The organism is Microbacterium sp. B24, assembly GCF_000333415.1.
GTDB lineage: Bacteria > Actinomycetota > Actinomycetes > Actinomycetales > Microbacteriaceae > Microbacterium.
In genome coordinates this window covers 1-1,437 of record NZ_BADB01000487.1, presented here as the reverse complement: position 1 = coordinate 1,437, position 1,437 = coordinate 1, and the positions used below count along the sequence as shown (strand labels likewise).

The following is a 1,437-nucleotide window of genomic DNA, read 5'->3' as shown; positions in this document are numbered from 1 at the left end:
GAGGGTGGCGGGGGCAGTCCCGGCGTCGATCGCCTCTTGTGCCTCGGAGTAGGACCACTGGCGCCGCGACCGCACGATCGCGCGGGTGATGGTCGTCTCCGTCGGGCGGGCGCCCTCGTCCAGCACGAACCGCCACACGTACGCGCGTCGGTCCACGCCCGGCAGCAGGGACGCGTGGTCCTCGCTGATCACCGCCGGGTGCAGGGGGATCCGTCCGTCCGGCGCGTACAGCGTCTGCCCGCGACGGCGGGTCTCGGCATCCAGCGCGCCGTCGGGTGCCACGAACGCAGGAACGTCCGCGATCGCGTAGTGCAGGACGGCGCCCGTCGAGGTGCGCTCCAGGTGCAGCGCCTGGTCGAGGTCGGTCGATCCGGCCGGGTCGATCGTGAGGAAGGCGATATCGCGGAGATCGGCGAGGCCGGGGGTCGAGGGCGCGACCGGCACGGAGCCGGCGGCACGCTCGGCCTCGGCCTGAGCATCGGCGGGGTAGCCCTCCGGGAGATCGAGGGCCTGGCGCAGGGCCCGCAGTGACGCAGCGAGCTGACCACCGATGGAACTGCCGATGAGTCTGGAGCGACGCTGAGCCACGCGCCCAGTGTAGGTGGACAGCGGCGCGAACCTTTTGGCCCATGCTGGACACTACAGAGTGTGAGCAATGACGATGCGGACGCATGGCGAAGGCTATGCGCCGGTGACGATGCGGCTATGCGCGACCTGTTCGATCTCCACGAGGCCCGTCTCTTCCGTCAGGCGTGTCGTCTGCTCGCTGATCGGGAGGACGCCAAGGATGCCGTGGCGATCGCATTTCTCGAGGCATGGCGGAAGAAGGCCGCGGTGCGTCTCGTCGATGGCTCTCCGCTGCCCTGGCTGTTGACCACTGTCGTCAACGCCTCCCGAAATGTGGAGCGATCTCGTCGGCGCTACCGTGCCTTGCTGTCGCGGACGCCCGCGGCGGCGGCTGTCGGTCCACCCGTGGCGCCGGACGAGAGCGGCCTGCTCGCCTCGCTCACACAGCTCCCGGATGTGGAGCGCAGCGTCGTGGTTCTCGTGGTGCTGGAGGGCTACTCGGAGCGTGAGGCGGCGGATGCGCTCGGCATCCCCGTCGGCACCGTCAAATCGAGGCTGTCTCGCGCGAAAGGCCGACTGCGGGACGGGATGGCGGCACTGGAGGCATCGTGGACCTGAACGAAGAACTCACCCCGCGGGAGCACGCCGAGCTTCGCGAAAGTGTGGTCACCGGCGTCGGTCGCCTGCGGGCAGCACGTGCGCGGCGGTCGCGCATCGTGGCTGGCGTCGCCGCCGCCGCTCTGGTTGCCGTCGTCGTGACGGCGGTCGTGTTCACGACGTTGCGACAGCCCGACCGGATCGCCCACCCGATCGAGACGCCTGGGCCAACCGCACGCGCGCGTCATCACCGACGAACACGCCTTCGCTACG

3 protein-coding genes are annotated in these 1,437 nt (G+C 70.1%); 2 read left to right on the top strand and 1 reads right to left on the bottom strand.

Annotation, left to right across the window (positions count from 1 at the left end):
- Positions 1 to 588, bottom strand: a 588-nt coding sequence (locus tag I5I_RS14160) for an RNB domain-containing ribonuclease (protein WP_036321189.1), incomplete at its 3' end; no start/stop codon positions are given.
- 117 nt (positions 589 to 705) lie between these two features.
- Here I5I_RS14160 and I5I_RS14155 point away from each other — a divergent pair.
- Positions 706 to 1,185, top strand: coding sequence for an RNA polymerase sigma factor (locus tag I5I_RS14155; protein WP_051039645.1), 480 nt, complete (start codon positions 706 to 708; stop codon positions 1,183 to 1,185).
- Positions 1,176 to 1,437, top strand: a 262-nt coding sequence (locus I5I_RS17335) for a hypothetical protein (RefSeq protein WP_036321185.1), incomplete at its 3' end; no start/stop codon positions are given. The genes I5I_RS14155 and I5I_RS17335, both read left to right, overlap by 10 nt.